Origin of the sequence: Rhizobium rhizogenes NBRC 13257, from assembly GCF_000696095.1 — a bacterium.
GTDB classification, from domain to species: domain Bacteria; phylum Pseudomonadota; class Alphaproteobacteria; order Rhizobiales; family Rhizobiaceae; genus Rhizobium; species Rhizobium rhizogenes.
This window is the reverse complement of sequence record NZ_BAYX01000002.1, coordinates 314,258-339,393: the sequence shown is the minus strand read 5'-3', so window position 1 is coordinate 339,393 and position 25,136 is coordinate 314,258. Positions and strand designations below refer to the sequence as shown.

The 25,136-nt window shown below is 60.4% G+C and carries 26 protein-coding genes; 13 read left to right on the top strand and 13 right to left on the bottom strand.

The window, feature by feature from the left end; all coding sequences use genetic code 11:
* Positions 1-205: 205 nt before the first annotated feature.
* Positions 206-688: a transcription antitermination factor NusB gene (gene nusB, locus RRH01S_RS05630; protein WP_007692786.1), complete on the bottom strand. Its 483-nt coding sequence runs from the start codon at positions 686-688 to the stop codon at positions 206-208.
* Positions 689-692: 4 nt separating this feature from the next.
* Positions 693-1,148 (bottom strand): 6,7-dimethyl-8-ribityllumazine synthase, encoded by a 456-nt coding sequence (gene ribH, locus RRH01S_RS05625; RefSeq protein WP_007692788.1) that lies wholly within the window; start codon positions 1,146-1,148, stop codon positions 693-695.
* Positions 1,149-1,347: 199 nt separating this feature from the next.
* Here ribH and RRH01S_RS05620 point away from each other — a divergent pair, with 199 nt between their 5' ends.
* From RRH01S_RS05620 to RRH01S_RS05610, 3 genes are read left to right on the top strand one after another with little or no spacing between them, the layout of a single operon-like run.
* Positions 1,348-1,845 carry a cupin domain-containing protein gene (locus RRH01S_RS05620; protein ID WP_007692789.1) on the top strand — a complete coding sequence of 166 codons (498 nt, stop codon included), beginning with the start codon at positions 1,348-1,350 and terminating at the stop codon, positions 1,843-1,845.
* Between the two features lie 4 nt (positions 1,846-1,849).
* Positions 1,850-2,422: a GNAT family N-acetyltransferase gene (locus RRH01S_RS05615; protein WP_007692791.1), complete on the top strand. Its 573-nt coding sequence runs from the start codon at positions 1,850-1,852 to the stop codon at positions 2,420-2,422.
* 32 nt (positions 2,423-2,454) lie between these two features.
* Entirely contained in the window at positions 2,455-2,934 is a 480-nt protein-coding gene (locus RRH01S_RS05610) for a GNAT family N-acetyltransferase (protein WP_034518793.1), read from the top strand.
* Between the two features lie 12 nt (positions 2,935-2,946).
* On the opposite strand, the gene RRH01S_RS05605 is transcribed toward RRH01S_RS05610, so the two are convergent.
* The 7 genes from RRH01S_RS05605 to RRH01S_RS05575 all read right to left on the bottom strand — a co-directional run bounded on the left by RRH01S_RS05605 (position 2,947) and on the right by RRH01S_RS05575 (position 9,559).
* Positions 2,947-3,567: a riboflavin synthase gene (locus RRH01S_RS05605; RefSeq protein ID WP_007692795.1), complete on the bottom strand. Its 621-nt coding sequence runs from the start codon at positions 3,565-3,567 to the stop codon at positions 2,947-2,949.
* Entirely contained in the window at positions 3,567-4,676 is a 1,110-nt protein-coding gene (gene ribD, locus RRH01S_RS05600) for a bifunctional diaminohydroxyphosphoribosylaminopyrimidine deaminase/5-amino-6-(5-phosphoribosylamino)uracil reductase RibD (protein ID WP_007692796.1), read from the bottom strand. The genes RRH01S_RS05605 and ribD overlap by 1 nt, the downstream gene beginning before the upstream one ends.
* 2 nt (positions 4,677-4,678) lie before the next feature.
* Positions 4,679-5,155, bottom strand: coding sequence for a transcriptional regulator NrdR (gene nrdR, locus RRH01S_RS05595; RefSeq protein WP_007692797.1), 477 nt, complete (start codon positions 5,153-5,155; stop codon positions 4,679-4,681).
* A gap of 9 nt (positions 5,156-5,164) precedes the next feature.
* The gene (gene glyA / locus RRH01S_RS05590; protein WP_007692804.1) at positions 5,165-6,463 is read right to left on the bottom strand and encodes a serine hydroxymethyltransferase; all 1,299 of its coding nucleotides are present in this window, start codon (positions 6,461-6,463) and stop codon (positions 5,165-5,167) included.
* A gap of 177 nt (positions 6,464-6,640) precedes the next feature.
* Positions 6,641-7,954 carry a L,D-transpeptidase family protein gene (locus tag RRH01S_RS05585; protein WP_012651208.1) on the bottom strand — a complete coding sequence of 438 codons (1,314 nt, stop codon included), beginning with the start codon at positions 7,952-7,954 and terminating at the stop codon, positions 6,641-6,643.
* Between the two features lie 521 nt (positions 7,955-8,475).
* Positions 8,476-8,991 (bottom strand): transcriptional regulator LdtR, encoded by a 516-nt coding sequence (ldtR, locus tag RRH01S_RS05580; protein WP_034519488.1) that lies wholly within the window; start codon positions 8,989-8,991, stop codon positions 8,476-8,478.
* 130 nt (positions 8,992-9,121) lie between these two features.
* The gene (locus RRH01S_RS05575; RefSeq protein ID WP_007691490.1) at positions 9,122-9,559 is read right to left on the bottom strand and encodes a DUF6163 family protein; all 438 of its coding nucleotides are present in this window, start codon (positions 9,557-9,559) and stop codon (positions 9,122-9,124) included.
* A 145-nt stretch (positions 9,560-9,704) separates the two neighbouring features.
* Here RRH01S_RS05575 and hemB point away from each other — a divergent pair, with 145 nt between their 5' ends.
* The 6 genes from hemB to RRH01S_RS05545 all read left to right on the top strand — a co-directional run bounded on the left by hemB (position 9,705) and on the right by RRH01S_RS05545 (position 13,777).
* Positions 9,705-10,718 (top strand): porphobilinogen synthase, encoded by a 1,014-nt coding sequence (hemB, locus tag RRH01S_RS05570; protein ID WP_007691493.1) that lies wholly within the window; start codon positions 9,705-9,707, stop codon positions 10,716-10,718.
* 77 nt (positions 10,719-10,795) lie between these two features.
* Positions 10,796-11,254 (top strand): RDD family protein, encoded by a 459-nt coding sequence (locus RRH01S_RS05565; protein ID WP_007691495.1) that lies wholly within the window; start codon positions 10,796-10,798, stop codon positions 11,252-11,254.
* 192 nt (positions 11,255-11,446) lie between these two features.
* Positions 11,447-12,223 (top strand): arginyltransferase, encoded by a 777-nt coding sequence (locus RRH01S_RS05560; protein ID WP_007691497.1) that lies wholly within the window; start codon positions 11,447-11,449, stop codon positions 12,221-12,223.
* Positions 12,224-13,105 carry a DMT family transporter gene (locus tag RRH01S_RS05555; RefSeq protein ID WP_007691498.1) on the top strand — a complete coding sequence of 294 codons (882 nt, stop codon included), beginning with the start codon at positions 12,224-12,226 and terminating at the stop codon, positions 13,103-13,105.
* A 61-nt stretch (positions 13,106-13,166) separates the two neighbouring features.
* Positions 13,167-13,388, top strand: a complete 222-nt coding sequence (locus RRH01S_RS05550; protein ID WP_007691500.1) for an AbrB/MazE/SpoVT family DNA-binding domain-containing protein — start codon at positions 13,167-13,169, stop codon at positions 13,386-13,388.
* The gene (locus tag RRH01S_RS05545; RefSeq protein WP_007691502.1) at positions 13,385-13,777 is read left to right on the top strand and encodes a type II toxin-antitoxin system death-on-curing family toxin; all 393 of its coding nucleotides are present in this window, start codon (positions 13,385-13,387) and stop codon (positions 13,775-13,777) included. Before RRH01S_RS05550 ends, RRH01S_RS05545 begins: the two co-directional genes overlap by 4 nt.
* 103 nt (positions 13,778-13,880) lie before the next feature.
* Here RRH01S_RS05545 and parC read toward each other — a convergent pair whose 3' ends face one another.
* Positions 13,881-16,139: a DNA topoisomerase IV subunit A gene (gene parC / locus RRH01S_RS05540; protein WP_007691504.1), complete on the bottom strand. Its 2,259-nt coding sequence runs from the start codon at positions 16,137-16,139 to the stop codon at positions 13,881-13,883.
* Positions 16,140-16,367: 228 nt separating this feature from the next.
* On the opposite strand from parC, the gene RRH01S_RS05535 reads away from it, so the two are divergent.
* Positions 16,368-17,555 carry an aq_1923 C-terminal domain gene (locus RRH01S_RS05535; RefSeq protein ID WP_007691506.1) on the top strand — a complete coding sequence of 396 codons (1,188 nt, stop codon included), beginning with the start codon at positions 16,368-16,370 and terminating at the stop codon, positions 17,553-17,555.
* A 63-nt stretch (positions 17,556-17,618) separates the two neighbouring features.
* On the opposite strand, the gene RRH01S_RS05530 is transcribed toward RRH01S_RS05535, so the two are convergent.
* Complete coding sequence (locus RRH01S_RS05530; RefSeq protein ID WP_174010286.1) at positions 17,619-18,281, bottom strand: TetR/AcrR family transcriptional regulator; 663 nt, start codon at positions 18,279-18,281, stop codon at positions 17,619-17,621.
* Positions 18,282-18,347: 66 nt separating this feature from the next.
* On the opposite strand from RRH01S_RS05530, the gene RRH01S_RS05525 reads away from it, so the two are divergent.
* Positions 18,348-19,517, top strand: a complete 1,170-nt coding sequence (locus RRH01S_RS05525; RefSeq protein WP_007691511.1) for a serine hydrolase domain-containing protein — start codon at positions 18,348-18,350, stop codon at positions 19,515-19,517.
* A 73-nt stretch (positions 19,518-19,590) separates the two neighbouring features.
* Here the strand turns inward: RRH01S_RS05525 and aspS are convergent, their stop codons facing one another.
* Entirely contained in the window at positions 19,591-21,381 is a 1,791-nt protein-coding gene (aspS, locus tag RRH01S_RS05520; RefSeq protein ID WP_007691513.1) for an aspartate--tRNA ligase, read from the bottom strand.
* Positions 21,382-21,776: 395 nt separating this feature from the next.
* Positions 21,777-22,211, bottom strand: coding sequence for an endonuclease domain-containing protein (locus RRH01S_RS05515; RefSeq protein WP_080515858.1), 435 nt, complete (start codon positions 22,209-22,211; stop codon positions 21,777-21,779).
* Between the two features lie 118 nt (positions 22,212-22,329).
* On the opposite strand from RRH01S_RS05515, the gene RRH01S_RS05510 reads away from it, so the two are divergent.
* A complete protein-coding gene (locus RRH01S_RS05510; RefSeq protein WP_007691517.1) occupies positions 22,330-23,721 on the top strand; it encodes a multicopper oxidase family protein in 1,392 nt (463 codons plus the stop codon).
* A 131-nt stretch (positions 23,722-23,852) separates the two neighbouring features.
* The gene (gene rnd / locus RRH01S_RS05505; protein WP_012651204.1) at positions 23,853-24,998 is read left to right on the top strand and encodes a ribonuclease D; all 1,146 of its coding nucleotides are present in this window, start codon (positions 23,853-23,855) and stop codon (positions 24,996-24,998) included.
* The last annotated feature ends 138 nt before the right edge of the window (positions 24,999-25,136 follow it).

The following is a 25,136-nucleotide window of genomic DNA, read 5'->3' as shown; positions in this document are numbered from 1 at the left end:
GGCCGCCTGCGACAACGGTGACCCCCCTCCTCCAAGGCGGTCGACAGATGTGCATAGCGGAGATTGCGTTTGGGAAAACGTCGCGTCAAGACCGCCCGCGGGTAAATCACCCGATGGCGGTTCAAAAGAACATTCGTAGCTGAAATCAGGCGCGAACGAAGCAAACGAAAGTAGACGGCGCCATCAACGGCGCCGACATCGCTGCTTATTTCTTGGCTTCGCCGCGAACTTGCTTGGCGATTCGATCGAGCACGGCGTTGACGAGCTTAGGCTCATCATCATCGAAGAAGGCGTGGGCGATCTCGACATACTCGGTAACGATAACCGCGACCGGGACATCCTTGCGGTCGAGAATCTCGAATGTACCGGCGCGCAGGATGGCGCGTACGGTACTGTCGAGACGCGACAGCGCCCAATCGTCCTGAAGCGCGGAACCGATCAGCGGATCGAGACGCGTCTGCTCGCGCACGACGCCGGAAACGATAGAGCGAAACCAGGATGCGTCGGCCTTCAGATAGGTGTCGCCATCCAGCTCCTGCCCGAGACGGTGCGCCTCATATTCGGCCACCACCTCCAGCACGCCGGTTCCGCCGATATCCATCTGATAGAGCGCCTGAACGGCGGCAAGGCGGGCTGCCCCGCGCTGGTTCGCGGTCTTTGCCGGTCGCTCGTTATCCTGATTGCTCATGAACTTATGCACCCAACTTTTGTTTCAACGCGATCATCGTCAGCGCTGCACGAGCGGCAAAGCCACCCTTGTCCTTGTCCGAACGGCGCGCCCGCGCCCAAGCCTGGTCGTCGTTCTCGACGGTCAGGATACCGTTGCCGATCGCCAGGGATTCGCTGACGGCGAGATCCATCAGCGCGCGAGAAGATTCATTGGCGACTATATCGAAATGATAGGTCTCGCCACGAATGACCATGCCGAGGGCGACATAGCCCTGATATTCCGTGCCACCATTGTCGGCGCCGTCGAGCGCCATGGCGATGGCAGCCGGAATTTCCAGCGCGCCGGGCACGGTGACGATGTCATAGGTCGCTCCGGCTTCTTCAAGCGCAGTCTTGGCACCATCGAGAAGGGCGTCAGCCATATCGTCGTAGAAGCGGGCTTCCACGATCAGGATGTGGGCATTGGTAGAGCTGGACATACGTCACCTGCGGAATGAGAGGGCGGGCAGCACCGATAACGGCGGGTCAAACCACGGCGGGCCGCACTTGGCAAGTGTTTTTCGGCTATCCGCCCCGATTCTGATCGGGATTTGAGGAAGATCGGGCCTTGCTGGAAATTGCATCTTCCGCCGCCGCACTCGCTTCGATAATAATTCGCGACCGGCAAGGGAGGGCCTCATGACAAAGAAGACCAGACGCGCCGTCAATATTGGCGAGCTTCAGCTCGACCATTGGCAGCAGGGAGATTTTTTTGCCGGCAGCGACGCCTCTTTCGGCGCGCTGCTCGGCCTCAAGGATCTTGGCATCAGCTACAACGAAGTGCCGCCCGGCAAATCAGGCTGTCCGTTTCACAATCATCATGTCGAGGAAGAGCTTTTCGTCATCATCGACGGCGAAGGCGAATATCGTTTCGGGAGCGAGCGCTTTGCCGTTGCAAAAGGCGATGTGCTGGGGGCTCCGGCCGGCGGCCATGAAACAGCTCACCAGCTTATCAACACCGGTCCCGGCGTGCTGATCTATCTTGGGATATCGACCAAGGCGCAGACGGAGATCGTCGAATATCCCGACTCCGGCAAATTCCTGGCAAAGACCAACCGGGCCGATGGGACACGGTTCCGTTTTATCGGCCGCGACGGTGGGCCCCTGGATTATTGGGATGGCGAACCGGGAGCGTGACAAGATGAGCATGAATTCTGCAATGCCCGAAAGGAAGGAAATCGCCCCCGCCATGACCACCATCCCCACCTTGACGACAGAACGGCTGATCCTGCGCGCCCACCGGCTGGAGGAGTTTGAGAATTATGCCGACTTCTGGAAACAGAACGACCTGATGCGCTTCGTCGGTGGTGAACCGCCATCACGCGAGCAGACATGGGCGCGTTTCCTGCGCTATACCGGCATGTGGCATCATCTGGGCTTCGGTTTCTTCGCCATCGAGGAGCGCGGCAGTGGCCGCTTTGTCGGCGAGGCCGGCTTTCTGGACTCCCATCGCGACATGAATCCGACGACGGAGGGCACCCTGGAGACAGGCTGGGCGATCTCGCCGCCATTGCAAGGCAAAGGCTACGCAACGGAAGCCATCAGGGCGGCAATTGCATGGGCCGACGGGACCTTCGCGGATCGGCGGATGACCTGTATTATCGACCCTGAAAACACACCATCGCTGCGGGTCGCCGAAAAGGTCGGTTTCCGCCGGATCGGCGAGACCGTTTACAAGGGTGGAACGAACGTCATGCTCGAGCGATGGAAATAAAGCGGCCGCGACCGTCGAAGGGATCGATGCCCATGAGTTCACGGCATGACATCGGCATTAGGGAATATGCCCCCGACGACGCCGGCGCCACGATCGACATTTTCCTGCGAGCAATTCGGGAGATTGCGTCGAAGGATTACGGTCCCGCGCAGATCGATGCCTGGGCGAAGGTCGATGATCCCGAGGTCTGGGCGCAGTGGCGCGCTGGCAGGCCGACCTGGATGGCGATTTACGAGGCGCAGCCCGTTGGTTTTTCCGATCTGAAGGCGGATGGCTGCCTGGACATGATGTTCGTCCTCCCGGACCATCAGGGCAAGGGTGTCGCCGGCCTGCTTTTAAAAACAGTGGAGGCCGCCGCCCGCCATCAGGGGCACCGGCGAATTTTCACCGAGGCCAGCCTCACCGCCAGACCCTTCTTCGAACGAAAAGGGTTTATTGTCCTCGCCGCTCAAACCGTGGAAAAGCGCGGGCAGACCCTTCCAAACTTTCGCATGGAAAAGACGCTCGCCTGAGAGGGTCGAAGCTCAGCCTTCCCGGACAACCGGGAATTCCGCCAACCGCGCGGCATAGCGGGCCATGGTGTCGACTTCGAAATTGACGAAATCGCCGGCCTTGCGCTCGCCCCAGGTGGTGACCTCCAGCGTATGGCGGATCAACAGCACGTCGAAATCGGTGCCGTCGACGGCGTTGACCGTGAGCGATGTGCCGTCGAGGGCGATCGAGCCCTTGGGAGCGACGAATTTCGCGAGATGTTCCGGCGCGCGCAGGCGATAGCGGGTGGCGTCGCCCTCTTCCGTCGCCGACAGGATTTCGGCCTTGCCGTCCACATGGCCGGAAACGATATGGCCGCCGAGTTCATCGCCGATCTTCAGCGAGCGCTCGAGATTGATGTTGCTGCCGGCCTGCCACTTGCCGATGGTGGTCAGCCGCAGGGCTTCCTCCCAGGCTTCCACTTCGAACCAGCGGCCGTTGCTGCCCGCTTCCGGCAGACCGGTCACCGTCAGGCAAATGCCGGAATGGGAAATCGAGGCGCCCATGTCGATCGTCGCCGGGTCGTAATTGGTGACGACACGCAGCTTGATGCCTTCCTTGAGCGGAGAGACGGATTCGACTGTGCCGATATCGGTGACAATTCCGGTAAACATCAAAAACCTCTTTCAAATTCGTCGCAGCGATCATCGCCAAACTGGCTCGCGCGGATATGCCTGAAACTGGGTGGGATATTGGTCTTCGTGACCGGCGATTCAATACCGCCCTCGCCGATCGCATCCGGCCCCTGGAAGAGAAGAATACGGTCGACCAGGTCCGCATCGAGAAAGCGTTGCGCTACCCTTGCGCCACCCTCGACGAGAAGGGAGGAAATGCCACGCGTGCCGAGCGCTTCCAGCAACTCGCCCGGTTCGTTGGAATTGGATTGCAGCACTTCGACGCCGGCATCATCGAGCGCGGCACGGCGGGCCATAAGGGCCTTGTCGGTATTTTCATCGAAGGGCGGCGGATGACCGGCAACGGTGATCACCGGATATTGCCGCGCCGTCTTCACGAGCTTGCTACCGAGCGGAAGCTGAAGCTGGTCGTCAATGACGATGCGCAGCGGCGTTCGATCTTCCAAGCCCGGCAGGCGGCAAGTCAATTCCGGATCGTCGGCGATGGCCGTGCCGATGCCGACCAGGATGGCGTCGCTTTCGGCGCGAACGACTTGCACCTGGGCGCGGGCGACATCGCCGGTGATACGCACCTGCCCTGTGCCCGTCTTGCCGATCATCCCGTCTGTGGAAACGGCAAGCTTGAGAGTCACATACGGCCGATTTCTCGTCTGGCGCATGAGATAGCCGGCGAGCGAGTGCCTGCCCTCTTCCTCGAGAATACCGATATCGACCTCGATCCCCGCATCCCGCAGCATCGCGATGCCGCGCCCGGAAACGCGCTGATCGGGATCAGTAACGCTGATGACGACACGGGCGACGCCATAGGCGATGAGCGCCTCGGAGCAAGGCGGCGTCTTGCCGTAATGCGAACAGGGTTCGAGCGTGACATAGGCCGTGGCTCCCCTCGCCGCCTCACCGGCGTCGGCCAGCGCCTGGGTTTCGGCATGCGGCCGGCCTCCAACCGCGGTAACGCCGCGGCCGATGACGGCACCATCCTTGACGATCACGCAGCCGACGGAAGGGTTGGTGGAGGTAAGCCCTAAATGCCAGCGCGACAGGCGGATCGCCGCGGCCATGAAACGTTCGTCGTCCGGCCGGCGCGTCATGGTCAGGGATCCAGCGGATCGCGGGCGATCTTGGCATTGATCTCGGTGATCACGTTCTCGAAATCCTCCGCATGCGAAAAATCGCGATAGACGGAAGCATAACGCACGAAGGCAACGTCATCGAGGCTCTTCAGGGCTTCCAGCACCTGCAAACCGATCTGTTCCGAGCTGATTTCCGTCTCGCCCGAGCTTTCCAGGCGGCGGACGATGCCGGAAACCGCGCGCTCGATACGATCCCGGTCGACCGGGCGCTTGCGCAGCGCGATCTCGAAAGAGCGCACCAGCTTGTCTCGATCGAACAGCACCTTGCGGCCGGTCTTCTTGATAACCATCAGCTCGCGCAACTGCACGCGCTCGAAGGTCGTGAAACGGCCGCCGCAATCCGGACAGATCCGCCGCCGGCGAATGGAGGTATTATCCTCCGCCGGCCGCGAATCCTTGACCTGGGTATCTTCCGAACCGCAATAGGGGCAGCGCATTCGCTCTCCTCAGCCCATATAGCCGTACATCGGGAAGCGATCGGTAAGCTTGATCACCTTCTCGCGCACGGCAGCCTCGACAGCGGCATTGCCTTCATCGGAGTTGGCGACCTTCAGGCCATCCAGCACTTCGATGATGAGATTGCCGATCTCGCGGAATTCAGCTTCCTTGAAGCCGCGCGTCGTGCCGGCCGGAGTGCCGAGACGGACGCCGGAGGTCACGAAGGGCTTTTCCGGGTCGAACGGGATACCGTTCTTGTTGCAGGTGACGTAGGCGCGGCCAAGAGCAGCCTCGGCGCGCTTGCCGGTGGCGTTCTTCTTGCGCAGGTCGACCAGCATCAGGTGGTTGTCGGTGCCGCCGGAAACGACGTCGACGCCGCCGGAGATCAGCGTTTCGGAAAGCGCCTTGGCGTTCTTGACGATCTGCGCGGCATAATCCTGGAATTCCGGCTGCAGTGCTTCGCCAAGCGCCACGGCCTTGGCGGCGATGACGTGCATCAGCGGGCCGCCCTGGAGGCCCGGGAAAACGGCCGAGTTGAACTTCTTCGCCAGATCCTCGTCATTGGTGAGGATCATGCCACCGCGCGGGCCGCGCAGCGACTTGTGGGTCGTGGTGGTCGCGACGTGGCAATGCGGGAACGGCGACGGATGCTGGCCACCGGCGACGAGGCCGGCGATGTGGGCCATGTCGACCATCAGGTAGGCGCCGACGCTGTCGGCGATCTCGCGGAAGCGCTTCCAGTCCCAGATACGGGAATAGGCGGTGCCGCCGGCAATGATCAGCTTCGGTTTGGTCTCTTCGGCCTTGCGCTGAACGGCTTCCATATCGAGCAGGTTGTCGCCTTCGCGCACGCCGTAGGAGACGACGTTGAACCACTTGCCGGACATGTTGACAGGTGAACCATGCGTCAGGTGACCACCAGAATTGAGATCAAGACCCATGAAGGTGTCGCCCGGCTGCAGCAGCGCCAGGAACACGGCCTGGTTCATCTGCGAACCGGAATTCGGCTGAACGTTGGCGAAGTTGACTCCGAACAGCTTCTTGGCGCGCTCGATGGCGAGCTCTTCGGCGATATCGACATACTGGCAGCCGCCATAATAGCGCTTGCCCGGATAGCCCTCGGCATATTTGTTCGTCATGATCGAGCCCTGCGCTTCCAGCACTGCGCGGGAGACGATGTTTTCCGAGGCGATCAATTCGATCTCGTGCCGCTGGCGACCCAATTCCTTGCCGATTGCGCCAAAGATTTCCGGATCGGTATCGGCGAGCGAGCGATTGAAGAAAGGTTCGGTGGAAGCAGAGGTCATCGTGAAAGCTCCTAACGGGCCGGAACGGCAATGGAGACACGGTATTAGCGTCAGGGTTGCCCGAGAGCAATACGATCAGCGACATTTGCTGGGCATTCTACGATGAGTGCCTCCCGCAAACGAAAAAGCCGCATCCGAAGACGCGGCTTTTCACAGATTCCATCAAAGCAAGACCGATTATTGAACCGGCTGCTCCATGCCCTGGGTCGTGTCGAGCGCCAGCTGGGAATTGCCGTCGAGATTATAGATATCGTCACGGAACTGGACGATGCCGTCGGCAGCGCTCCAGGCGGAGATATAGACGAAATAGACCGGCACTTCCGTCGCCAGCTTAATCGGCGTGTTGACGCGCGTGGAGATGACTTGCTCAATGTGCTGACGCGGCCAGCCCGGAGTATCGGTCAGCAGCCAGGTCGCCAGGTCGCGGACGTTCTGAACGCGCACACAGCCCGAGCTGTCGAAACGCATCAGCTTGTTGAACAGGCCCTGTTCAGGCGTATCGTGCATATATTCGTTGTTGGGATTATAGAAGTTGATCTTCGTGGACGCCATGGCGTTGGTCTTGCCCGGATCCTGACGGAACATCAGGTTCGGAGCCTTGTCCGAATTCCAGTCGATCGTCTCAGGCGCAACCTCCTGGCCCTTGCCGTCGAGAAGGCGGATGTTGTTCTTCGACAGGTAGGTCGGATCCTTCCGCATCAGCGGCATGATGTCCTTGATGATGATGGAGCGCGGCGCCGTCCAGTACGGGTTGAGGATGACCTCGTAGATCTTTGAATTGATAAGGTGCGTCGGGCGCGATTCCCGGCCGACAATCGCCTCGTGACGCAGCGCTACTTGACCGTCCTCTACGGCTTCGACACGGGTCGCCGGAATATTGACCATGACGTGACGCCGGCCCAGATCGGCCGGGAAGGTCTGCAGGCGAACGAGGTTGGTGTTCAGCTGCTGCAGGCGGACGTTTGCGGGGATGTTCATTGCCTTCAGCGTGAAGTCGCCGAGGACACCATCCGGCGGCAGGCCGTGGCGGGCCTGGAAACGCTTCACGGCGCCGTCGACATAGGAGTCGAAGGCGGAGGAAATGCCGGCTTCCCTCGGCAGGTCGCCCGTCACCATCAGATGCTGGCGCAGCGCCTGAACGGCGCCATCGGTGACGCCGAGCTGCAATTTCTGATCGCCGGGGGTGATCTGCGGCCAGCCGCCATTGGCGGCGATGTTCTGATACTGGGCGATCGCCTGCTGGATGTTCGGGACGGAATCAGGCCCGAGGATCGGCGTGTTCGACTGGACGGCGGCGGCGGTGCGTGCCGCGGCCTTTGCGTCGAACTGGTCATCCCAATTGCCGCGGGCGCGGTTGTTGATCAGCGCGTCGAGGGGCGTCTGATCCTGCTGCGCGAGAGCAGGAGCGGCCAAGGCGGCCACGCCAAAAGTTGCCGCAGACCGCAGGAAGAAGCGGCGCGAGAAAGGTTCAATTCCGTTTTTCTTCGACATATCCCTACCGTTCAACGCTGCGATCAATTTCATCCGCAGCCAAGAGAGGAAGCAGCAAATACCCCGGCTTATGCCAAGTCGTGCAGCTCAGTATCAATCCGTTGCCTCAAAGCACCACAAAAACTTCGTCACGGACCGTCACAATATTGCGAGGCCAAAGCGCTCAGGCATGAAAATCAAGACTTGAAGCGCAGCTTGCCGTTCGTTTCCGCTGTCATAGCAATATGGCCGATTCGTGTCGCCCGGCATGAAACTTGCCTTCGCCTGCCGGATCGGAAGAAACGCCATATTGCACTTGCTAAAATACCACTAGATGAGCGCGGTTAATAGCGCCTGTTGATCCGGCGTCAATCGTGTAGAGGTCGCGGACGGCGCTCGTCCCGCAAGGTCGTGGCGGGACGTGGCAAAAAGCCCACAGACAGGCAGATATCCCTCCCCTCAAACAAACACAGCCGGACGCGCAGGGAACGCATCCGGCTTGTTTTGACTGGAGAGTCTTGCGGTCAATCCGCGGGTATTGCTTACAGGCGATACAGGATCTGGTCGTTCCAGAAACGGTCGAGGCGCTGCAGGAGCTTGTTCATCTGGGTGAACTCGTCCGTGCCGATGCCGCCGACCTTGTCGATCGAGCCGATATGGCGGTCGTAGAGCTTGGCGACGGTTTCGGCGATGTCCTGGCCGCTTTCGGTCAGGCTGATACGGACCGAGCGACGGTCGATGCGAGAACGCTGGTGGTTGATGAAGCCGAGGTCGACCAGCTTCTTGACGTTGTAGGAAACGTTGGAACCGAGGTAGAAGCCACGCGAGCGCAGCTCGCCGGCGGTCAGCTCGGAATTGCCGATGTTGAAGAGGAGCAGCGCCTGAACGGCGTTGACGTCGTCGCGACCCTGGCGGTCGAACTCATCCTTGATCACATCGAGGAGACGGCGGTGAAGACGCTCCACCAGGTGGAGGGATTCCATGTACAGACCACGGATGTCCTCGACCTGCTGGTCCCGAGCGGTTGCAACTGCCTGCGGCTTGATTTTCGTGTTCATCATGACTTGGCCTCACTGTTTGTTTGGCGGTGTCGTTTTCTTCCCGCCTTGAGTGAGACCCTATCGAATACACATAAAATTCTACTTAAACTGCAAGCTTAACAGCACCTTACCACGACGGGTTAGTGTCTCAGGGTAAATCAACCATTACCTGCTGCTGGCGCCGGCGCTTTTCCAGCCATAGCAAAATGCGGAAAGCGCAGTAGAGAACGGCCACGCAGGCATGCAGGATCACGATCAATAAATTGGAGCCAAAGATCTGCGGCCAGAGCCCGTACATCAGTGCCTGGCCGCCTGCGGCAAGCACCCAGATGACAGGTCCCCAGGAGACGGTCAGCCACAGGCCGAGCGCTGCGACGGGGAAGACAACGGCCAGGCCGGCGCTCGCCACCTTCCAGGGCAGATTGAGCAGATCGAACCGGGCCTGGCCCGCCAGCGAATAGCCGACCAGCATCGACCAATATTGCAGGCCTAGCCAGAAACAGGCGATGGCGATCAGCCGCAAGAACACGACGAACAGGATGTCCGTCAGCGTGCTCTTGGGTACGGCGGAAGAATCAGGTTCCATGCGCGAACAATACGTAGGAGGCCTCGGGCTCGCCAGAGTTATAATGGCTGCGGCCTTTCGCCTGGTTTTGAATCCTGGGGACAGCGTGATAGGTACGCTGCCTATATATTAAGGCGATAGATAGACCAAAGAGGACGGCGGGACCATGCAGGACAAGACGCATCTTGTTGACGAGATAACCGGGCATCGGCGGATGCGGCGCAACCGCAAGGCCGATTGGACGCGTCGCCTAGTGCAGGAAAACCGCCTGACCGTCGACGACCTCATCTGGCCGATCTTCATCATCCCCGGCAGCGGCATTATAGAGCCGATCCCGGCCATGCCCGGCGTCAATCGCATGACCGTCGACAAGGCCGTGGAGGCGGCAAAAGAAGCCGCCGATCTGGGTATTCCGGCGCTTGCCACCTTCCCGAACATCGAAATGGAGCTGCGCGACGCGACCGGCTCGAACAGCCTGGAAAAGAACAACCTCATCAATCTCGCCACCGCCGCCATCAAGAAGGCCGTGCCGAATATCGGCGTTATCACCGACGTCGCGCTGGATCCCTTCACCAGCCACGGCCATGACGGCATTCTGCGCGGCAATGAAATCGTCAATGACGAGACGGTCGAGCAAGTGATGCGCGCCGCGGTCTACCAGGCCGATGCCGGCGCCGACATCATCGCGCCGTCGGAAATGATGGACGGGCGCATCGGCGCCATCCGCCAGGCGCTGGACGCCGCCGGCCACCAGGGCGTCGGCATTATGAGCTACGCCACCAAGTTCAGTTCGGCCTTCTATGGCCCCTATCGCGAGGCGATCTCGACCGGCGGCCTGCTGAAAGGCGACAAGAAGACCTATTATATAGACCCGGCCAACGGCACCGAGGCCGTGCGCGACGCCGCTCTCGACGTCGAGGAAGGCGCCGACATGCTGATGGTCAAGCCCGGACTGCCCTATATCGATATCTGCTGGCGTCTGAAGGAGGCATTCGGCCTTCCGACCTTCGCCTACCAGGTCTCCGGCGAGTATTCGATGATCAAGGCGGCCGCCGCCAATGGTTGGATCGACGGCGAGCGGGTGATGCTGGAAACGCTGCTCGCCTTCAAGCGCGCCGGCTGCGACGGCATCCTCAGCTATTTCGCCATGGACGTGGCGAAGCTTCTGGCAAAGAGGTAATTGATCACCACAGACTTATTGCATTTGCCGAACCTCACACCATATGTTCCGCGAATGTTTCTCTAAGGAAGAAGACAATGAGCTCTAATCCCAGCCCGCTTTATGCAGCACCGGACGACTGGCGCGCCTATAGTGGCGTGCTGAGCCGGCGCATCTTCGCGTTCATCATCGACTACGTCATCGTCGCTTTGCTCTGCATTCCGGCGGCAGTCGTTCTGTTTTTCGTATCGGTCCTGACGCTTGGGCTCGGCTTCTTCCTCTACCCCGTCCTCTTCATCCTCGTGGCGGGCCTTTATTTCGGCTGGACGCTCGGCGGACCGCACCAGGCCTCGCTCGGCATGCGCGCCGTGGGCATCGCCATGGTGCGGGTCGATGGCCGGCGGATGGATTTCCTGACTGCCATCGTGCATCTGGCGCTGTTCTGGATCCTCAATTCCGTCCTGACGCCGCTCATCCTGCTGGCGGGCCTGTTCATCGAACGCAGCCGCCTGATTCATGACCTGTTGCTCGGCACGGTTATCGTCAAAACCGCCTAGAACAGGACGATATCCACCTCAAATATCCTCGCGGCCCGATCATCCGAGCCGTTTATTGTGCATGGAAAGACATTTTGCATCAAAACAGGGCAGGAAACTGTGACCTCACATGAAGGACATGGTTGACGTTTTCCAAACTTGGGCCATGCTTGTGCGATGTCGAATGCCGGATGAAAGGTCAACCAGCGGCAGATGAATACGCAGTCGACGCCATCTCCGCAGTTTTATCTGACGGCACCGGCAGCCTGCCCGTACCTGCCGCGGGAGATGGAGCGCAAGGTCTTCACCCATCTCGTCGGCCCGCGCGCGGCGGAGATGAACGATATCCTGACCCAGGGCGGTTTCCGCCGCTCGCAGAACATCGCCTACCGCCCCGCCTGCGAAGCCTGCCGCGCCTGCATCTCCGTCCGCATTCTCGCCCAGGAATTCGAGCCCAGCCGCTCGATGAAGCGCGTGCAGTCGACAAACAGCGATATCATCGCAACCGAATTTCCGGCCCAGCCGTCCAGCGAGCAATATTCCCTCTTCCGCCGCTATCTCGATTATCGCCATCAACAGGGCGGCATGTCCGACATGACCGTGCTCGATTATGCGATCATGGTGGAGGACACCCACGTCAACACCCGCATCATCGAATATCGCCGGCGCGAGGAAGGCTCAGGGCTGGAGCAACGGCCGAAGGGCGAGCTGCTGGCGGCGGCCCTGACCGACGTGATGAGTGATGGGCTGTCGATGGTCTATTCCTATTTCAATCCCGATCTCCAGGATCGCTCGCTCGGCACCTTCATGATCCTCGATCATATCAGGCGGACCAAGGCGCTCGGCCTGCCGCACGTCTATCTCGGCTATTGGGTCAAGGGCTCGCGCAAGATGGACTATAAGACCCGGTTCCAGCCGCAGGAACATCTGACGCCACGCGGCTGGGAACGCTTCGATCCCGCGGATGCCGGCGAAGATCACTCCCGCTGAATGGCCTCGCATCTCTCCGATCACAGGAAAGGCCTGCTGCTGAGCACGATCGGCGGTCTTGCGATGTCCGTGGATATTCCGCTGATCCGGCTTTCGAGCGGCGACGCCTGGTCCGTGCTGTCGGCGCGCAGCGTCGCGACCGTTATCGTGTCGCTTCTTGCCCTTGTCGTCATCCGCTGCGTCACCGGCTCCCTGCGCAGCGTCCTGCCGGGCTGGACCGGACTTCCCGTCGCCCTGCTCTACGGCCTGACGACCATCGCCTTTGTGCTTGCGGTCTATTACACGACGGCCGCCAATGTCGTCTTCATCATTGCCCTCAATCCGATGTTCGCCGCGCTCCTCTCCTGGATCTTCCTCAAGGAGCGCCCCGCCCTTTCCACCATCGTCACCATGATCGCCATGATCTTCGGCGTCGGCCTGATCGTACGGGATGGCATGGAAAGCGGCCATATCCTCGGCGATGCGCTCGCAATTTTCGCATCCTTCGCCATTGCCTGCGCGATTACCATCGGCCGCGCCTCGCGGCGGGACATGGGCTTCGCCTCATTGCTCTCCGCCGTCATTCCGGCCGCGGTCGGCCTCTATCATGTCATTCCCTCGGGCCTCAGCATCGATCATCCCGGCTGGATCCTGCTCGACGGCGGGATCCTGATGCCGCTTGCCTTCTGGTGCCTGGCAACCGGCACACGCTTCCTCTCGGCACCGGAAGTGGCGATGTTCTACCTGCTGGAAACGATCCTCGCGCCGATCTGGGTCTGGTTGATCTTCGCCGAAGCCCCCAGCAACATGACACTCGCCGGCGGACTGGTGCTGGTCCTGGCGCTGGCCGCGCATTCGCTGTGGCAGGCGCGGGTCAAGGCACGGGCGGTGGCGGTGGGGTGAGGCGTTGCGACGGCGATACTCCTTGTGTTATAACTTGGTTATTACACAAGGAGTATCGAGCATGAACATCGTCATCCGCAAGATCGGCAATTCCGAGGGCGTGATCATTCCGAAGGAAGTTCTTCAAAGACTCGGCTTGAAAAGCGGTGATGCTCTCGAAATACGTGAAGTGAATGGCACTATCGAACTGGTTCCAGAGCGCGCTGACCTTGCTGAACAATTGCGGGCGGCAAGGCTCGGGATGCAAAAATATCGCGCAGCCCTGCGCGAGCTCGCAAAATGAGCGGATACAAATGGCTGACGCGCGAAGCCATTGAGATCATGCATCACGAACAGCTCGCGGAGCATGGCGGATTAGTGGGTCTCAAAGATGAAAACGCGCTGGAAGCTGCTGTCGCACGTCCACTAAACAAAGCTGCGTACGGCGAGAATGATCTATTCGCTCTTGCTGCGGCCTATTTGCATGGCCTCGTTCGGAACCATCCTTTTTCAGACGGAAATAAAAGAACGGGCTATCTGGCCGCCTTTACGTTTCTCTACATCAACGGCTATCTGATCGACACGGACGATGGAATGATTGTCGCCTTCGTATTGGGCGTCGCAGCCGGAGAAATCGATGAGACAGGAGCGACCCACTTTCTCAGAGACTTCTCCATCCCGCTAAGCGACTGACGATTACCCCACCTGCCACACACCCGGCCCTTCGCTTGAGCTCAAGGCATTCGTTCCCTGAAACGCCCCAACGGGGCGTTTCATCAACTATTCAAACCGTCCCTCACCCCGAAAACCTACCCGTCCTGGGGAAGCCCTTCGGCACAGCACGGCCGGCGGCAGAACGATCGCCCAGCCATTCGGCCAGCTCGTCCTTCGTCTTGGTGAAGGTGCGGCCGGCGCTGTCTTCCCAGGTCAGACCGTCAGCGATGGCGAAGCACTTGATATCGGAGACACCGCCGTCCTTGTAGCGCTGCAGGCGCACGCCCTTGCCGCGCGACATTTCCGGAATCTGCGACAGCGGGAAAACCACCATTTTGCGGTTCTCGCCGACGACGGCGACATGATCGCCGGAGACGGGCACGAGCAGCTTCGTCTCGTCCGGCGTCGTGAGGTTCATGATCTGCTTGCCCTTACGGGTATTGGCGACCAGTTCCGTTTCCGCTACGACAAAACCGTTGCCGGCGGTCGAAGCGACGAGCTGCTTGCGCTGCGGATCGTGGACGAAGGCAGTCAGCACGTCCTGGTCGTTCTCCATGTCGACCATGATGCGCAACGGCTCACCATGACCGCGCCCGCCGGGCAGCTTGTCGCCGCCGAGCGTATAGGCCTTGCCGCCAGTGGTGATGATCAGGATCTTGTCCGTCGTCTGCGCCGGGAAGGCCACCTTCAGCGCGTCGCCTTCCTTGAAGGTCAGCGTCGAGGTCTCGGAGATGTGGCCCTTCAGCGCGCGGATCCAGCCCTTTTCCGAAACGACGACAGTGATCGGTTCCTTCTCGATCATCGCCTGCTGGAGTGCCGCATCATCGGCCTCGGGCGCTTCGGCAAATTGCGTGCGGCGGCGGCCGACTTCGGTCGCCTTGGCGAACTTCTTCTTCACCTCGCCAATTTCCCAGGCGACCGTCTGCCACTGCTTTTCGTCGGAGGCGAGCAATACCTCGATCTCGGACTTTTCCTTGCTGAGGCCGTCGAACTCCTTGCGGATTTCGAATTCCTCGAGCTTGCGCAAGGAGCGCAGTCTCATGTTGAGGATCGCTTCGACCTGATTGTCCGTGAGCCCGAACCGCTCCATCATCACAGGCTTCGGCTCATCCTCCTCGCGGATGATGGCGATGACCTCGTCAATGTTGAGGTAGGCGATCAGGAAGCCGCCGAGAATTTCCAGGCGTTTCTCGATTGCCGCGAGCCGGAAGCGCGAGCGGCGCTGCAAGACTTCGCGGCGATGGTCGAGCCACTCCTTAAGCACCTCGTTCAGCGCCATGACCTTCGGGATGCGGCCCATGGACAGGACGTTCATATTGAGTGGGAAGCGGCTTTCCAGCTCCGAGAGCTTGAACATCGATTCCATCAGGATCGTCGCATCGACGGTGCGGCTCTTCGGGATCAGGACAACGCGGATGTCCTCGGCGGACTCATCGCGAATGTCCTCGAGCAGCGGCAGCTTGCGCGCCAGAAGCAGCTCGGCGATCTTTTCGATCAGACGGGACTTCTGCACCTGGAACGGAATTTCCGTGATGACGATCTGGTAGCCACCACGGCCGAGATCCTCGATCTCCCATTTGGCACGGACGCGAAATCCGCCGCGGCCGGTCTTGTAGCTTTCGATGATGCTCCGGCGATCATCGATGATGATGCCGCCGGTCGGAAAGTCCGGGCCTGGAATATAGAGCTCCACCAGCGTCTCGACGGTGGCATCGCGATCCTTGATCAAATGCAGCGCTGCGTCGCAAAGCTCATGGGCGTTGTGCGACGGGATCGAGGTCGCCATGCCCACAGCAATGCCGGAGGAACCGTTGGCGAGCAGGTTCGGGAAGGCGCCGGGCAGGACGATCGGTTCGGAATTCGACTCGTCATAGGTGTCGCGGAAATCCACGGCATCCTGGTCGATGCCTTCAAGCAGCAGTTCGGAGACCGCCGTCATCTTGGATTCGGTGTAGCGCATCGCGGCCGGGCTATCGCCGTCGATATTGCCGAAATTGCCCTGGCCGTTGACCAGCGTATAGCGCTGCGAGAAATCCTGCGCCAGACGGGCCAGCGCATCATAGATCGATTGGTCGCCGTGCGGGTGATAGTTACCCATCACCTCGCCGACGATCTTGGCGCATTTGCGGAAAGCGGCGTTGGGGCGCAGGCCCATCTCGCTCATTGCATAAACAATGCGGCGATGAACCGGCTTCAGGCCGTCACGAACATCCGGAAGCGCGCGATGCATGATCGTCGACAAGGCATAGGCCAGATAGCGCTCTTCGAGCGCGGCCTTCAGGTCGACCGGAACGATGCTGTCGTCGTCGCCGCCACCAGGCGGTAAAAGATTTTTTCCCATGGCTCTTGACTAGCGGAGAAGCCGATTCCCGGCAAGAAATCACTGGAAAGCACTTGTGGATGACGCCTCAGTTCAAGCACAATCTGGCGTAAGGTTGCACACAACTCCCATGCTCGCGCTTGCGGCCGCCATTGTCATTGGAATTTCAGGCAAAGGTGAATATATACCGCCGCAGTACACGCAGAATCTGTACGCCCGCCGACAACAGCTCAATGAGGAAACGCCACCATGACTTTCTATCGGACAACACGGCTGATGCTGTCCAGCGCCGTCATCCTGTCTTTCGCTAGCTCTGCCTTTGCGCTCGACGGTAACGACCTGCTGAAGAAGATCAATGACGCCTATGCACAGCAGGGCGGTTCGATCGCTGCGGAGAGCGTCGATGTCAGCGGCACCACGGTAACGTTGAAGGGTGCAAGCTTCAAGGCAGCCGGCACGCCCGACGGCATCAAGCTGGGCGACGTCACGTTCTCCGGCGTTGCCGAAGCAGGCGGCGGCTACACCGTCGATCAGGTGGCCTTTCCCGACGTGGCCTTGAACAAGGACGGCGTGGCCATCACCGCCGCCGACCTCAAGCTGAACGGCGTCGAAATTCCGGCCGACACGACAAAGGGCGATCTCGACTCTCTGCTCTTCTACAAGAGCGCGCATACAGGTGCGATCTCCGCTACGAAGGACGGCACGCAGGTCTTCGCAATCTCCAACGCCGACGCTACGATGACCAAGCGCGCCGACAAGTCCGGCCTCGACTTCGGCGTTGAAGTCGACGGCGTCACGGCCGACCTGAGCAAGGTCGATGACCCGCAGAGCAAGCTGGCCATCGAACAGCTGAACCTGAAGCAGTTGAATGGCAAGATCGCCATGAAGGGCGGCTGGGAGCTTGCTCCGGGCAAGATCGACATCACCGAATACTCCTTCGATTTCAAGGATATCGGCAAGCTGAACATTGCGCTCAGCCTCTCCGGCTACACACCGGCCTTCGCCAAGTCGCTGCAGGAAGCGCTGAAGACCGTCCGCTCCAACCCGAACCAGCAGGATGCGCAGCAGTCCGCCGGTCTCGCCATGCTCGGCCTTCTGCAGCAGCTGACCTTCAACAGCGCGCAGATCCGCTTCGACGACGCTTCGATCACCGCGCGCGCGCTGGAATTTGCCGGCAAGCAGCAGGGCGTTACCGGCAAGCAGCTGGCCGACACGCTGAAGGCGATGACGCCGATCATGATGGCGCAGCTCAATATTCCGGAACTGCAGAATGCCGTCTCCGCCGCTGTCAGCGCCTATCTCGACAATCCGAAGAGCCTGACGGTCACCGCTTCGCCGGACAAGCCGGTGCCGCTGCCGATGATCATCGGCGCCGCCATGGGCGCTCCGACCTCGATCCCGAACGTTATCGGCCTCAAGGTCTCGTCCAACGATTGATCGGACCTTCGATCCTGACAACAAAGAACCCGGTGATTTCGATTGCCGGGTTTTTTCATGAGCTCATTTCACCGCGCCCGGCCCAAGCCGATGCCGCATCAGCTCACCTCGGGCATGAGCGACGATCTCGAGCAGCTCCTCCCTGGTCGCACCGTCCCGCGCCTGAACGGACATGCCCTGCACGATCGCTCCGAGAAAGCGGGCCAGTGACCGTGCATTCGCATCCGGTCGCATATCCCCCTCCGCGATGCCACGCTCGACCCGTGCCGCAAACAGATCCAGCGTCTGCAGGCGCATGGAAGCGACATGATGGGCCACCGGTTCATTCTCTTCCGCGCAATTCAGCACAGCCGTCGATATCATGCAGCCTTTCGGGTGCTCTGGCGCGGTGAATATCCCGGCAGCATTCCGGAGAAAGCGATCGAACGCGGTGACGGTGTCCACCGTTTCCTGCAAAGGATTGCCCGGCTCGGGTCGCGGCATGCGTCGATATTGCTCCAGCGCCTCGCGGTAGAGGTCGGCCTTCGAACTGAAGGCGGCATAAAGGCTCTGCGGTGTGATCCCCATGGCGGCGGTCAGATCCGCAATGGACGAGCCGTCATAACCATGCTTCCAGAAGGTATCGCGCGCAGCCGCAAGAACCGTCTCACGATCGAAGGCCGGCGGACGGCCACGCTTTCGCTGGGGGGAATTTTTCGTGTCTTCGCTATTTTTCACAATGGTCACTCTAGAAATATCTCGCAACTTGGTTTATTCAGGAGCGGTCATTGTGATTATAGAAGGTTTCTCACCATGAGTCTTCCCCTTGAAAACGCCTCTCGGCCGTCCCTCGGCTCTTTTGCCCAGGGCGTCGATGCCGCAATCGATGCTGCCTTGATAGATAAGAGACTGGTCGGGGCCGTGGTTCTGATCTCACGGAATGGCGAGCAGATCTATCGCCGCGCCGCCGGCCTGGCGGATCGCGAGAACGGCGTGACCATGCGGGAGGAAACCATCTTCCGCCTCGCCTCCGTCACCAAGCCGATCGTTGCCATCGCCGCCATGCGGCTTGTCGAACAGGGCCGGATAGGTCTGGACGATCCGATAACGAAATGGCTGCCGGACTTCCGGCCACGCCTGCCGGATGGGAACGAAGCGGTCATTCGTATTCGGCACCTGCTGACGCATACGTCCGGACTGGGTTACACATTCGCCGAGGAAGAAGGCGGCCCCTATCACCGCGCCGGCGTGTCCGATGGGCTTGGTGAACCAGGCCTCTCGCTTGCCGAAAATCTGAGGCGTCTCGCAAGCGCACCACTGCGCTTTGCCCCTGGAGAAGGCTGGCAATATTCACTGGCGATGGATGTTCTCGGCGGCATCCTTGAAAAGGAAACTGGCGGCCGCCTCGACAAGGCAATTGCAGAGCTGGTGACCGGGCCGCTTAGTCTTGTCGACACCGCCTTTTCGGTGCGCGACTCGAGCCGCCTCGCTGCCGCCTATATGAATGGTTCGCCCGAACCACAGCGGATGGGAGACGAGGCCGTGGCGCCCATACTCGACGGCTTCATTCGGTTCGCGCCGGACCGGATATTCAACCCGGCCTCCTACCACTCCGGTGGCGCCGGCATGGCCGGAACAGCGGATGATGTGCTTGCCATCCTGGAGACCGTGCGCAAGGGCGGCGCGCCGCTCTTGTCCGGCGAGACGGTCAAAACCATGATGGCGGATCAGGCGGGTGGGCATATGCAGCCGCTAATGCCGGGCGTCGGCTTTGGTTACGGCTGGTCCGTCGTCACTGACCCTACCGCTGCGAATATTCCGTTCTCCGTCGGAACTGTGAAGTGGGGCGGCGTCTATGGCCATCACTGGTTCGTCGATCCGCAGAAAGGCCTCACCATGGTGGCACTCACCAACACTGCACTCGAAGGCATGTGGGGACAATTCACCGTCGACCTCGATAATGCGGTCTACGCAGGGCTCTAAGGCTCATCCAAGACCAATAAAAAACCCGGCGATTCGGTCGCCGGGTTTTGCATGTTCAAAGCTCGCGAGAGCCTCAGTCCTTCTTGACCGGCGGAACCGGGCGGATCGCCAGTTCGCGCAGCTGCGTCGGCGTTGCCACAGACGGGGCACCCATCAAGAGATCCTGCGCCTGCTGGTTCATCGGGAACAGCGAGATTTCGCGCAGGTTCTTGGCGCCGACCAGCAGCATGACGATACGGTCGATACCGAAGGCAGCGCCGCCGTGCGGAGGTGCGCCATACTGGAAGGCCCGGTAGAGGCCCCCGAAGCGTTCTTCGACGTCAGCCTGGCTGAGACCGACCTTTTCGAAGGCGGCGACCATGGTTTCCGGCGACTGGTTACGGATCGAGCCCGAGGCGATTTCGAAGCCGTTGCAGACGGCGTCGTACTGGTAGGCCTTGATCGTCAGCGGATCCTGGTTCTGCAGCGCCTCGAGGCCGCCCTGCGGCATCGAGAACGGGTTGTGAGCGAAGTCGACCTTCTTTTCTTCCTCGCTCCATTCGAAGAACGGGAAGTCGACGATCCAGCAAAGCTCGAAGCGGTCGCGATCGATGAGGTTCAGCTCGTCGCCGGCGCGGGTACGCGCTTCGCCGGCAAACTTGTAGAACTTGGCGGGATCGCCAGCGACGAAGAAGCAGGCGTCGCCATCGTCAAGACCAAGCTGCGTGCGGATCGCGTCGGTGCGCTCCTCGCCGATGTTCTTGGCAAGCGGGCCGGCGCCCTCGAGCTTTTCACCCTCCTTACGCCAGAAGATATAACCGAGGCCGGGCTGGCCCTGGCTCTGCGCCCAGGCGTTCATGCGGTCGCAGAATGCGCGCGAACCGCCGGTCTTGGCCGGGATCGCCCAGACTTCGACCTTCGGGTTGGAAGCGATCATGTTCGCGAAGACCTTGAAGCCGGAGCCGGCGAAATGCTCGGTCACGGCTTCCATGACGATCGGGTTGCGCAGGTCCGGCTTGTCCGAACCATACTTGCGGATCGCAACATCATAAGGAATGCGCGGCCATTCCTTGGTGACGGGCTTGCCCTCGGCGAACTCCTCGAAGATGCTGGTCATCAGCGGTGCCATCGTGTTCCAGACGTCTTCCTGGGTCACGAAGCTCATTTCGAGGTCGAGCTGGTAGAATTCGCCTGGCAGACGGTCGGCACGCGGGTCTTCGTCGCGGAAGCACGGCGCGATCTGGAAATAGCGGTCGAAACCGGCAACCATCAACAGCTGCTTGTACTGCTGCGGCGCCTGCGGCAGCGCGTAGAAGGTGCCGGGATGGATACGGCTCGGCACGAGGAAGTCGCGCGCGCCTTCCGGCGACGAGGCCGTCAGGATCGGCGTGGTGTATTCGGTGAAGCCGACTTCGCCCATGTGGCGGCGCATCGAGGAAATGACCTGCGTGCGCTTGACGATGTTCTTGTGCAGCGTGTCGCGGCGCAGATCGAGGAAGCGGTACTTGAGACGCACATCTTCGGGATAGTCCGGCTCGCCGAAGATCGGCAGCGGCAGCTCCTTGGCGGCGGAGAGCACTTCAATCTCCTGCGCGTAAAGCTCGATCTCACCGGTCGGCATGGTCTTGTTGACGGTATCTTCCGTGCGGGCCTTCACCAGGCCATCGATGCGGATGACCCATTCGCCGCGCACGGTCTCGGCCAGCTTGAAGGCGGGCGAATCCGGATCGGCGACGACCTGGGTGATGCCGTAGTGATCGCGCAGGTCGATGAACAGCACGCCACCATGATCTCGGACGCGATGAACCCAGCCGGAGATGCGGACAGTCGAACCGACGTCGGACTTGCGCAGGGCGGCGCATGTGTGGCTGCGATAGCGATGCATAGTATATATCCTGGACTTGGCGGTCGGCGGCGAATACGGACAAAAGCCCCTCGCCTGCCGACGAGAAAATCGGGCGGAAAAGCGCATGGTGCGCCTGATTTGTCAAGGCTCGAAGCACTGGTCTATCTCGCCCCTGGCGGGCGAGAAAGCAATTTCTTACATTTAGCCGCGAGGCTAAGTGTTAGAAATTGCAAGAGAGGGGGTAGGCAGGGACGCAGTAAGCTTCCAGTTTACCGAGGCAAGAACGTGACCCCCGCTCTTGCAATTTCAATGGCTTAGAAATTGCGCCGAGCTTCTGAAGATATAGAGCCCTCTGTTTCGCAATTCCTAAGCCAGTGAAATTGCTTTCTCGCCCGCCAAGGGCGAGATAGGCTCCGCGCCTGCCTTGCTCTCCATCATTCTCCAGTGTTTTTCAACTCCGCGAGGATTGTCAAACAGATCCCATCAAGATTCGTAGCGACCTCATGGTTCCAGACTCGCAGCACGCGGAAACCCTGATTTGAGAAATAGGCGTCTCGCTTCCGATCCATTGCGCTTTCCGCGTGTTGTGCGCCATCAACCTCGATGATCAACCGCGCTTCAAAGCACACAAAATCCAAAATGTGACCATCGACCGGAACCTGTCGTTTGAACTTGAACCCCTCGAGCTGACTGCGCCGGAGGGCTTGCCAAAGCATATTCTCCGCTTTGGTGGCATCACCGCGCATTGCTCTGGCGAATTGTCGATGTCGATCAGGAACGTCGCGATGCAAGAGCTCTCTCGCTTCAGTTGTCTTTGTATCAGAAAGCACGAAATCAGATGGATTTCCATCACCACAAACATCATGCATCAACGGCCCGCGCCACCCCCAGTGGCCGATGCGGCGGTTTGGCTACCTCAGTGCTATTGCTGAACACCACGCTCAACTTTAAACAGATGAGCATAGTCCCGCGTCCCTGGAGCCCCGCATGCCCATTCTCACCCGCCGCAATCTCCTGAAAGCCTCCGCCGTCGCCGGTGCCTATGGCGTGGGGCTCGGCATCGCCGGCAAGTTCGGCGGCAGGGCACTGGCAGCGGAGCCGCAGGTGTTGAAGACCGTGAAGACCCAGGCCAGCCTGGCGGATAGCGGCGTGACCAGGGATGTGTTGACCTATGGCGACGCGGGCCAGCCGCCGGTCGTACGCATGAGGAAGGGAGAGCCCTTCGCCGCGCGGCTGATCAACGGCATCGACGACCCCACGACGATCCACTGGCATGGCATCCGGCTGCCCAACAAGATGGATGGCGTGCCGTTCCTGACGCAGCCCTATGTCTATACCGGCGACCACTTCGACTACGCCTTCACGCCTCCGGATGCCGGTACCTTCTGGTATCATCCGCATTGCAACACGCTGATCCAGATGGGCCACGGCATGACCGGCGTCATTGTCGTGGAAAATCCGAAGGATCCGACGTTCGATTCGGAAGTGGTGCTTAATCTGCGTGACTGGCGGCTCGGCGGCGATGGGCAGTTTATCGCCCAGTTCCGCCCCCGCGATTCCGCCAAATCCGGCACCTATGGGACGGTGCGAACCGCCAACTGGCAGCAGCAGCCGCAATATGACGCGCCCTCCGGCGGGCTGGTGCGCCTGCGGCTTGCCATTACCGACGTCACGCGCATCTATTCCTTCCGGATGGATGGAGCCCAGGCGACGGTGATCGCCATCGACGGTAATCCGGTGCCTGAGCGTTTTCCGCTGGATCTGTTGCAGCTCGGCCCCGGCCAACGCCTAGAACTGGCCGTGCGGATGCCGGACGAGGAAGGCGCGATCGTCAAGCTGGAGGACATCCGAGGCACCGATCCGAAGGTGCTGGCGACGCTACGCTCGGTCGGCGGCTCGCTAAAGCGCGACGTTCGCGATCTGGCGCCTCTTGAGGACAATCCCGTCGCCAAGGCGGATATCGGTGCTGCGCAGCACATCCCGCTCATCCTCAGCGCCACGGCGGAGGATACCGCCACAGACAGCATCTGCGGCTCGCTCGGCTACAGTTTCTGGGCAATCAACAAGGTGCCGTGGCCGGGCGATACGCCCGATCCGACAGCACCACTTGCCGAACTGAAGCTCGGCAAAAGCTATGTCCTCGACATGGAAAACGTGACGCCGCATGCCCATCCGATCCATCTGCATGGGATGAGCTTCACCGTGCTCTCCTCCTCGACCCGGCAGGTGCAGCCCTTCGTGTCCGACACCTACCTAATCCAGCCGGACGAAAAGGTGCAACTCAGCTTCGTTGCCGACAATCCCGGTGACTGGCTGCTGCATTGCCACATCATCGAGCATCAGAAGACGGGCATGACCAGCTATATGCGCGTCGCCTAGAGCAGTGGCCTTTTTGACGAATTTTCCGAAAAGCGGAATGCTGCGAGATACTTCGTCTCTCCACGTATTGACATATCCGGCCGAAAGGAGAAGGAAGATTAACAAACTATTTTACCGATGAATGTGTTGATATGATCGAAACTACCGCCCAGTTAGAGGCGGCCTGCCAAGAGCTGGCCAAGTCAGAATTCATTACCATCGACACCGAATTCCTGCGCGAGACGACATTCTGGCCGGAGCTTTGCCTGATTCAGATGGCAAGCCCGACGACTGAAGTGCTGGTTGATCCGCTAGCCAAGGGCCTCGACTTGAAACCCTTCTTCGAGCTGATGGCCAATACCGCTGTCATGAAGGTGTTTCATGCTGCCCGCCAGGACATCGAAATCATCTTCAATCGCGGCAATCTCATTCCGCATCCAATCTTCGACACGCAGGTGGCCGCCATGGTCTGCGGCTTCGGCGATTCGGTTTCCTACGACCAGTTGGTCAGCCGCATCAAGAATATCCAGATCGACAAGTCCTCGCGCTTCACCGACTGGAGCCGCCGGCCATTGTCGGAAAAGCAGCTCGACTATGCACTGGCCGACGTCACCCATCTTCGCGATGTCTATCTTTCGCTGAAGGAGCAGCTTGAGCGCGAAGGCCGTGCCTCCTGGCTGCTTGAAGAAATGGCGATCCTCGAAGCGCGCGAAACCTACGACCTGCATCCCGATGATGCCTGGCAAAGGCTGAAGATGCGGCTGCGCAAGCCGCAGGAACTGGCCGTGCTGAAATATGTCGCCGCCTGGCGCGAACGCGAGGCACGCGCCCGCAACGTGCCGCGTGCACGCGTGCTGAAGGATGACGCCATCTACGAAATCGCCCAGCAGCAGCCGAAGGACACGGAAGCGCTCGCCCGCCTGCGCACCATCCCCAAGGGCTGGGAGCGTTCCGCCTCGGGTGCCGCCGTGCTCGAAGCGATCAACCAGGCCCTTGCACTACCGAAAGCCGACATGCCGCATGCACCGCGTCACCAGCAGGCCCCGGAGGGCACTGCCGCCGCTGCCGAACTGCTGAAGGTTCTGCTGAAGCTCACCGCCGAAAAGCATGGTGTCGCCCCAAAGGTCATCGCCAACAGTGAAGACCTCGACAAGATTGCCGCCGAAGGCGAGAAGGCCGAGGTAGCCGCCCTCACCGGCTGGCGGCGCGATCTCTTCGGCGAGACGGCGCTGCAGCTCATCCAAGGCCAAGTCGCATTGCGCTTCGTCGGCAAACGGGTCGAGACGGTCGCCCTCTAGCCGCGCGCTCTTTTCCGGCCGCAACCACGAATGTGCCGTAAATCTCTTGGAATGAACGCTTGGCGTTATCATATGTTTGGTGACGCATAGTCTTTGCCGAAACGCTCCGCTTTTGGCAATATGCGTCATCTCTGGGTG

What these genes read in the sequence shown, in the direction of transcription:
- ribH (WP_007692788.1), bottom strand. Translation starts at nt 1,148, where the DNA reads ATGTCCAGCTCTACCAATGCCCACATCCTGATCGTGGAAGCCCGCTTC.
- RRH01S_RS05515 (WP_080515858.1), bottom strand. Translation starts at nt 22,211, where the DNA reads ATGCATGATGTTTGTGGTGATGGAAATCCATCTGATTTCGTGCTTTCT.
- RRH01S_RS05525 (WP_007691511.1), top strand. Translation starts at nt 18,348, where the DNA reads ATGAGTCTTCCCCTTGAAAACGCCTCTCGGCCGTCCCTCGGCTCTTTT.
- RRH01S_RS05605 (WP_007692795.1), bottom strand. Translation starts at nt 3,567, where the DNA reads ATGTTTACCGGAATTGTCACCGATATCGGCACAGTCGAATCCGTCTCT.
- nrdR (WP_007692797.1), bottom strand. Translation starts at nt 5,155, where the DNA reads ATGCGCTGCCCCTATTGCGGTTCGGAAGATACCCAGGTCAAGGATTCG.
- glyA (WP_007692804.1), bottom strand. Translation starts at nt 6,463, where the DNA reads ATGACCTCTGCTTCCACCGAACCTTTCTTCAATCGCTCGCTCGCCGAT.
- aspS (WP_007691513.1), bottom strand. Translation starts at nt 21,381, where the DNA reads ATGCATCGCTATCGCAGCCACACATGCGCCGCCCTGCGCAAGTCCGAC.
- hemB (WP_007691493.1), top strand. Translation starts at nt 9,705, where the DNA reads ATGCAGGACAAGACGCATCTTGTTGACGAGATAACCGGGCATCGGCGG.
- nusB (WP_007692786.1), bottom strand. Translation starts at nt 688, where the DNA reads ATGAGCAATCAGGATAACGAGCGACCGGCAAAGACCGCGAACCAGCGC.
- RRH01S_RS05560 (WP_007691497.1), top strand. Translation starts at nt 11,447, where the DNA reads ATGAATACGCAGTCGACGCCATCTCCGCAGTTTTATCTGACGGCACCG.
- RRH01S_RS05555 (WP_007691498.1), top strand. Translation starts at nt 12,224, where the DNA reads ATGGCCTCGCATCTCTCCGATCACAGGAAAGGCCTGCTGCTGAGCACG.
- RRH01S_RS05545 (WP_007691502.1), top strand. Translation starts at nt 13,385, where the DNA reads ATGAGCGGATACAAATGGCTGACGCGCGAAGCCATTGAGATCATGCAT.
- RRH01S_RS05550 (WP_007691500.1), top strand. Translation starts at nt 13,167, where the DNA reads ATGAACATCGTCATCCGCAAGATCGGCAATTCCGAGGGCGTGATCATT.
- RRH01S_RS05575 (WP_007691490.1), bottom strand. Translation starts at nt 9,559, where the DNA reads ATGGAACCTGATTCTTCCGCCGTACCCAAGAGCACGCTGACGGACATC.
- RRH01S_RS05610 (WP_034518793.1), top strand. Translation starts at nt 2,455, where the DNA reads ATGAGTTCACGGCATGACATCGGCATTAGGGAATATGCCCCCGACGAC.
- rnd (WP_012651204.1), top strand. Translation starts at nt 23,853, where the DNA reads ATGATCGAAACTACCGCCCAGTTAGAGGCGGCCTGCCAAGAGCTGGCC.
- parC (WP_007691504.1), bottom strand. Translation starts at nt 16,139, where the DNA reads ATGGGAAAAAATCTTTTACCGCCTGGTGGCGGCGACGACGACAGCATC.
- RRH01S_RS05535 (WP_007691506.1), top strand. Translation starts at nt 16,368, where the DNA reads ATGACTTTCTATCGGACAACACGGCTGATGCTGTCCAGCGCCGTCATC.
- RRH01S_RS05510 (WP_007691517.1), top strand. Translation starts at nt 22,330, where the DNA reads ATGCCCATTCTCACCCGCCGCAATCTCCTGAAAGCCTCCGCCGTCGCC.
- ribD (WP_007692796.1), bottom strand. Translation starts at nt 4,676, where the DNA reads ATGACGCGCCGGCCGGACGACGAACGTTTCATGGCCGCGGCGATCCGC.
- RRH01S_RS05585 (WP_012651208.1), bottom strand. Translation starts at nt 7,954, where the DNA reads ATGTCGAAGAAAAACGGAATTGAACCTTTCTCGCGCCGCTTCTTCCTG.
- RRH01S_RS05615 (WP_007692791.1), top strand. Translation starts at nt 1,850, where the DNA reads ATGAGCATGAATTCTGCAATGCCCGAAAGGAAGGAAATCGCCCCCGCC.
- RRH01S_RS05620 (WP_007692789.1), top strand. Translation starts at nt 1,348, where the DNA reads ATGACAAAGAAGACCAGACGCGCCGTCAATATTGGCGAGCTTCAGCTC.
- RRH01S_RS05565 (WP_007691495.1), top strand. Translation starts at nt 10,796, where the DNA reads ATGAGCTCTAATCCCAGCCCGCTTTATGCAGCACCGGACGACTGGCGC.
- ldtR (WP_034519488.1), bottom strand. Translation starts at nt 8,991, where the DNA reads ATGAACACGAAAATCAAGCCGCAGGCAGTTGCAACCGCTCGGGACCAG.